Annotated in this window: 5 protein-coding genes; 2 read left to right on the top strand and 3 right to left on the bottom strand. The window is 73.6% G+C overall.

Features of this window, described 5'->3' with window-relative positions:
• Positions 1–210 precede the first annotated feature (210 nt).
• The gene (locus K7G60_RS19670) at positions 211–1,452 is read right to left on the bottom strand and encodes a tetratricopeptide repeat protein (protein WP_225802248.1); all 1,242 of its coding nucleotides are present in this window, start codon (positions 1,450–1,452) and stop codon (positions 211–213) included.
• Between the two features lie 121 nt (positions 1,453–1,573).
• On the opposite strand from K7G60_RS19670, the gene K7G60_RS19665 reads away from it, so the two are divergent.
• Complete coding sequence (locus tag K7G60_RS19665; protein ID WP_225802247.1) at positions 1,574–2,830, top strand: cytochrome P450; 1,257 nt, start codon at positions 1,574–1,576, stop codon at positions 2,828–2,830.
• Here K7G60_RS19665 and K7G60_RS19660 read toward each other — a convergent pair.
• Positions 2,781–3,512 (bottom strand): hypothetical protein, encoded by a 732-nt coding sequence (locus tag K7G60_RS19660; RefSeq protein ID WP_225802246.1) that lies wholly within the window; start codon positions 3,510–3,512, stop codon positions 2,781–2,783. The two genes, K7G60_RS19665 and K7G60_RS19660, sit on opposite strands and share 50 nt — an antisense overlap.
• Positions 3,513–3,616: 104 nt before the next feature.
• On the opposite strand from K7G60_RS19660, the gene ggt reads away from it, so the two are divergent.
• Entirely contained in the window at positions 3,617–5,422 is a 1,806-nt protein-coding gene (ggt, locus tag K7G60_RS19655; protein WP_225802245.1) for a gamma-glutamyltransferase, read from the top strand.
• 10 nt (positions 5,423–5,432) lie between these two features.
• Here the strand turns inward: ggt and map are convergent, their stop codons facing one another.
• Positions 5,433–6,200, bottom strand: a complete 768-nt coding sequence (gene map / locus K7G60_RS19650; protein ID WP_225802244.1) for a type I methionyl aminopeptidase — start codon at positions 6,198–6,200, stop codon at positions 5,433–5,435.
• Positions 6,201–6,203 lie beyond the last annotated feature (3 nt).

Here is a 6,203-nt window from a genome sequence, read left to right as displayed (position 1 = left end):
CCCGGCGATGTCGACGAAGCGGAGGGAACCGGCGGTGTCGGCGGCCTGGGCGGCGGGCGCGAGCCCGAGGGCCGTCCCGGCCACGAGAGCGGCCGAGACGGCGAGGACCAGGGATGTGCGCACGGGGCACTCCTCACGGGGCACTGTGGGGGCAGTGAAAGTGACCCGACGGTAACCGGAGCGCCTTACCCGTGGTAACCGGTCGGTAAGTTACGTGCGGGTAACGATTGGCCGAAGCGCGACGGCCTCCGCGTAGTCCGCACGGGCCTCCTCGTACCGCTGGACGGCGAGGAGGAACATGGACCGGTCGGTGAGGGCGCGGACGAGCGCGCCCGGGTCGGCGGTCGGGCGGCGGGCGAGCGCCACGGCCTCGTCGAAGGACGGGCGGAGCGACTCCTCGGTCCTGCGGCCGGACGTCTCCCAGCGGAGTGCCCGGCGGACCGTCAGGCGGCGGTGGGTGGCGATCAGTCCAGGAAGATCGCCCGAGTCGCGCAGGGCTTCCGTCCGTCGTTCGAGGGCGGGGATCGAAGCGGCGTATTCCTCCCGCACGTCGGGAGACCAGCCGTGGACCGGGTGGACCCCGAACGCCGGCAGGGGGGCGTCCGGAGTGGCGACCGGTTCGTCCGGCCGGCCCGAGAGGACGAGGAGGGTGGCCCACCAGGCCTGGATGTTGCTCCAGCTCACCGGCTCGCCGCCCTTCGCGAGACGGGCGAGCAGGGCCAGGATCTCGCTCCCCGCGGCGGCCTCCTCGGCCGGGCGCCCGGCCGCCCGGAGCATCCGGGCGTACTGCTCCAGCTTCCACACCAGGGAGGCCAGCGGGGAGCGGTCGTCCGCCGCCGTGCGCCGCGCGCCGTCCACGACGCGCGCGAACACCTCCAGGGCCTCCTCGTGCCGCCCGGCCGCGTCGAGCGCGGCCGCCCACTCGATCAGCGTCCACTCGGACACGTCCGCGTCTCCGGACACGTCCGCGCCCCCGGGCGCGACGCTCCGGCCGAGCAGTTCGGCCGCCTCCCCGTGCCGACCCTCCTCGGCCAGCACGACCGCGAGCCGTCCGGACCGTCCGGCCTCCGCCAACTCCTCGCACACCGCCAGCCCTTCGGACCGCCGGCCGAGGGCGAACAGCGCGTGCTCGTAGTTGCCCAGGGCGCGGCTCAGCCGTTCCTCCCCGTCCCGCACGTCCGGGCCGAACCGCCGCGCCGCGGTCGCCGCCTCGCCGTACAGGGCCCGGAGGATCTCCGGATCCTCGAAATCGCGGGCCCGCTCGAAAAGCGCGTCCACCAGCTTCGGCAGATACGCCCGCGGGCTCACCTCCGCCAGTACCCGATACGCGTCCAGCCGCTCCCGGAGGCTCGGCTCCTCCGACCCGAGCAGCAGGACCCGCGCCCGCAGCACCGCGTCCTGGCCGTACTTCCCCGCGTTCCCCATGTGCCCCCTGTTCTCCGTGTGATGCACGACGGAGATTCTGGGAGTCGGGGGACAGCCCGGACAAGGCTCTCGAACTGTGCGTTCCGTCCTACGAAAACCGGCTCTGACCTGTCATGATGGTGACGTCTTCACTCCGACGGGAGGGCCGGTGCAGAGCAGGATCGTCCCACCCGACGTGTTCGACCCGCGGATCTACGCCGCGGGCATCCCGCACGACCGCTTCCGCGTCCTCCGCGACCGGGCCCCCGTCGCCCGGCAGGAGGAGCCGGAGATCCTCGGCTGGCCCGCCGGGTCCGGCTTCTGGGCCGTCACCCGGCACGCCGACGTCGTCCGGGTGCTCAAGGACCCGGGGACGTACTCCTCGCACCTCGGCGCCACCCAGATCCGCGACCCGGACCCCGCGGACCTGCCCTTCATCCGGCGCATGATGCTCAATCAGGACCCTCCGGAACACGGCCGGCTGAGGCGGCTCGTCAGCCGGGCCTTCACGCCCGGGCGGATCGAGCGCTTCGCCGTGACCGCCCGCGAGCGGGCCCGCGAACTGCTCGGTGCCGCGCTCGCGGCCGGCGGCGAGGTGGACCTCGTCCGGGCCGTCACCGACGACTACGCCCTGCTCAACCTCACCGACCTGCTCGGCGTCCCCGCGAGCGACCGGGGACTGCTGCACACCTGGACCGAGCGGGTCATCGCCTACCAGGACCCGGACGAGCCGCCGGTCCTCGACGCCGGCGGGCGGCCCGTCAACCCCCGCTCGCCCGCCATGCTCGCCGAGATGTTCGGCTACGCGCAGGAGCTCGCCGCGTACAAGCGCGCGCACCCGGCCGACGACGTCATGAGCGTGCTCGCCGCCTCCGAACTCGCCGACGCCGAAATGGAGATGTTCTTCTTCCTGCTGACCGTCGCCGGGAACGACACCGTCCGCAGCGCGGCCCCCGGCGGGGTCCTCGCCCTCGCCGAGAACCCCGCGGAACAACGGAGGCTGTGGGCGGGGGAGGTGTCCATGGACACGGCCGTGGACGAACTCCTCCGCGTGCACCCGCCCGTGCTCTCCTTCCGGCGCACCGCCGCCCGCGACACCGAACTCGCCGGGCAGGAGATCCGGGAGGGCGACAAAATCGTCGTCTTCCACGCGTCCGCCAACCACGACGAGCGCGTCTTCGCCGACCCGCACCGCCTCGACCTCGGCCGGACCCCGAACCCGCACGTCTCCTTCGGCGACGGCCCGCACGTCTGCCTCGGCGCCCACTTCGCCCGGCTCCAGCTCCGGGTGTTCCACGAGGAGCTGCGAGAGGCGTGCGGCGGCCTGGCCCTCGCAGGGCCGCCCCGCCGGCTCGTCTCGAACTTCGTCAACGGGATCAAGTCGCTGCCGGTTCGGCCGCTGGGGCCCTCCGCGCCGCGCTCGTGACGTCGGCCACCAGCTCCACCACGTCGGGGCCGTACGCCTGCGAGTTGACCACCTTCAGGAGGAGCACGAAGGAGCCGTCGCGGTGGCGGCGCGCCAGCGACTCGTAGTGGCGGGCGAGGTAGCGGGTCGCGGCCTGGTTGGTGATGGCCCGCTGCCCGCAGAAGAGGAAGACCGGCCGGCAGTCCTCGCCCGCCATGAGACGGGCCAGGATCACGTACTCCTCGACGCCCGCGTCCATCCGGTAGCGATCCGAGCCGATCAGGAACGAACCCTGATCCGGCCCCCGCTCCACGTCCGTGTTCACCGTGAGCCCGGGCAGCAGGGTCGCCAGATGAGCGGCCATACGGCGATTCGAATAGGGCCCGCCCACGCAGAACTCCGTCCGGTCGCCGAAGCCCTGGTGCGCCTGGTCGTGCTGCAATATGCGCGCGTGCGCCCCGCAGTCCTTGATGAGCGCGCAGAGTTCGAGCAGCGCGAACACGTCGTAGCGGTGCACCGAGCTGTCGCCGCCCGACTCCCTGTTCACCACGAGCAGGCACTCGGAGCTCCCCGGAAGACCGAAGAACGCCTGCTTGCGGCGGAGCCTGCGCCGCCATTGGTACGTGCGGCCCAGCCAGCCGAGGGCGGCGCTGACCCCGGTCGCCAGGACCCCGAGCACGATGTTGCGGACGTCGTCGTTCATGGCCGCGCATGCTAGCGGCGATCCGGCCTCCAGTTCGAGGCGGTCCTGACGGAAGGCGGCGCGGGAAGTTACGCTGCGCGGACGGTCGTTGACTGGAGGTAGGAATGCGTCGATCCGCCGCTGGCAGGGTCTCACTTCTCGCCGTCGCGGCGACGGTGCTCTCGATGGGCGCCGCCGCGCCCCCGAAGGCCCCGCCCGTCGTGGACCCACCCGTCAAGGAACCCGTCGCCGTCGGGTACGGCGGCGCCGTGGCCAGTGTCGACGCCGACGCCTCGGCCGCGGGCATCGAGGTGCTCCGCAAGGGCGGCAACGCGGTCGACGCCGCCGTCGCCGTCGCGGCCGCCCTCGGCGTCACGGAGCCCTACTCGGCGGGCATCGGGGGCGGCGGCTACTTCGTGTACTACGACGCGAAGAGCCGTACGGTACGGACCGTCGACGGGCGCGAGACCGCGCCCCGCACCGCCGACGCCGGCCTCTTCACGGAGAACGGCAAGCCCATCCCCTTCGAGGAGGGCCAGACCAGCGGCCTCGGCGTCGGCACCCCCGGCACCCCCGCCACCTGGAAGACCGCCCTCGACAACTGGGGCACCAAGCGGCTCGGCACCCTGCTCGAACCAGCCGAGCGGCTCGCCCGCGACGGCTTCACCGTCGATCCCACCTTCCGCGCCCAGACCGCGGCCAACGAGGCCCGCTTCCGCGACTTCCCCGCCACCTCCGAGCTCTTCCTGCCCGGCGGGCAGCTGCCCGTGGTCGGCTCCGTCTTCAAGAACCCCGACCTGGCCCGTACGTACGAGACGCTCGGCCGCGAGGGCGTCGGCGCCCTCTACCGGGGGCCGCTCGCCCGGGACATCGTGAACACCGTCCGCACGCCCCCGCTCCGGGAGGGCGCCACCCGGAAGGTCCGCGCCGGCGACCTGACGGAAGCCGACCTCGCCGCGTACCGCACCGAGTCCCGCAGGCCCACGAAGGTCTCCTACCGCGGGCTCGACGTCTACGGCATGGCCCCGTCCTCCTCCGGCGGCACGAGCGTCGGCGAGGCGCTCAACATCCTGGAGGGCACCGACCTCTCGACCGCCTCCCAGGCCCGCTACCTGCACCGCTTCATCGAGGCCAGCCGCATCGCCTTCGCCGACCGGGGCCGCTGGGTCGGGGACCCGGCCTTCGAGTCCGTGCCGACGGGCGGACTGCTCTCCCAGCGGTTCGCCGACTCCCGGGCCTGCCTGATCCGCGACGACGCCGCCCTCACCAGCCCGCTCGCCCCCGGCGACCCGAGCAGTCCGGTGCCGTGCGCGAGCGGCGGGACCGCCGCCCCGACCACGTACGAGGGCGAGAACACCACCCATCTGACGGTGGCCGACAAGTGGGGCAACATCGTCGCCTACACGCTCACCATCGAGTCCACCGGCGGCAGCGGCATCACCGTGCCCGGCCGGGGCTTCCTGCTCAACAACGAGCTGACCGACTTCTCCTTCGCCCCGGCGAACCCGGCCGTCCACGACCCGAACCTGCCCGGTCCCGGCAAGCGGCCGCGCTCCTCGATGTCCCCGACCGTCGTCCTCGACCGGCAGGACCGGCCCGTCCTCGCGCTCGGCTCCCCGGGCGGCGCGACCATCATCACCACGGTCCTCCAGACGCTGACCGGCGTCGTCGACCGGGGGCTCCCGCTCGTCGACGCGATCGCCGCGCCGCGCGCCAGCCAGCGCAACCAGGCCACCACCGAACTCGAACCGGCCCTGTGGAACAGCCCGTTGAGGACCGAGCTGGAGGGCATCGGACACGGCTTCCGGCAGAACCCGGAGATCGGCGCGGCGACCGGCGTCCAGCGCCTCCCCGACGGCCGCTGGGTGGCCGCCGCGGAGACGGTCCGCAGGGGCGGCGGCTCGGCGATGGTCGTACGGCCGACGTCCTGACGGCCCACGGTCACAGGGCGGTGAGGACGCGCGGGCCGTCGTCCGTGATCGCCACCGTGTGCTCGGCGTGGGACGCGCGCGAGCCGTCGGACGTACGGATCGTCCAGCCGTCCCGCGCCGTGTAGTGCTCGTCCGTGCCGCCGCCGATGAGCATCGGCTCGATCGCGAGCACCATGCCGTGGCGCAGCCGCATGCCCCGGCCCGGGCGTCCCTCGTTGGGGACGCCCGGGTCCTCGTGCATGGCGCGGCCGATGCCGTGGCCGCCGAAGCCGTCCGGGATGCCGTACCCCGCGTCCCGGCAGACCCGGCCGATCGCGTGGGCGATGTCGCCGATGCGGTTGCCGACGACGGCCGCGGCGATGCCGGCCTCCAGGGCCTCCTCCGCCGCGGCGATCAGCCGTGTGTCCTCCGGACGGGCGGGACCGACCGTGAAGCTGACGGCCGAGTCGCCGGCCCAGCCGCCCAGCGTCGCCCCGCAGTCCACGGAGACGAGGTCGCCCGGTGCCAGCCGGGTGCCGTCCGGGATGCCGTGCACGATGGCGTCGTTGACGGAGACGCACACGACCGCCGGGAACGGCACCGGGGCCCAGTCCGGGTGGTAGCCGAGGAAGGGCGAGCCGGCACCCGCCTCGGCGAGCACGTCGCGCGCGGCCCGGTCGAGCTCGGTGAGCCGCACACCGGGCGCCGCCTTCTCCCGTACGGCCGCCAGGGCGCGGGCCACCACCCGCCCCGCCTCACGCATGGCCGCCAGGGATTCGTTCGTCTTGATCTCCACCATGAC

Source organism: Streptomyces sp. NK15101 (assembly GCF_020400725.1).
Taxonomy (GTDB): Bacteria; Actinomycetota; Actinomycetes; order Streptomycetales; family Streptomycetaceae; genus Streptomyces.
Note: the sequence above shows the minus strand (reverse complement) of the source record. Positions and strands in the feature narration are given on the sequence as shown.

Coding starts and splice junctions, on each gene's coding strand:
- K7G60_RS19660 (WP_225802246.1), bottom strand. CDS start 3,512: ATGAACGACGACGTCCGCAACATCGTGCTCGGGGTCCTGGCGACCGGG.
- ggt (WP_225802245.1), top strand. CDS start 3,617: ATGCGTCGATCCGCCGCTGGCAGGGTCTCACTTCTCGCCGTCGCGGCG.
- map (WP_225802244.1), bottom strand. CDS start 6,200: ATGGTGGAGATCAAGACGAACGAATCCCTGGCGGCCATGCGTGAGGCG.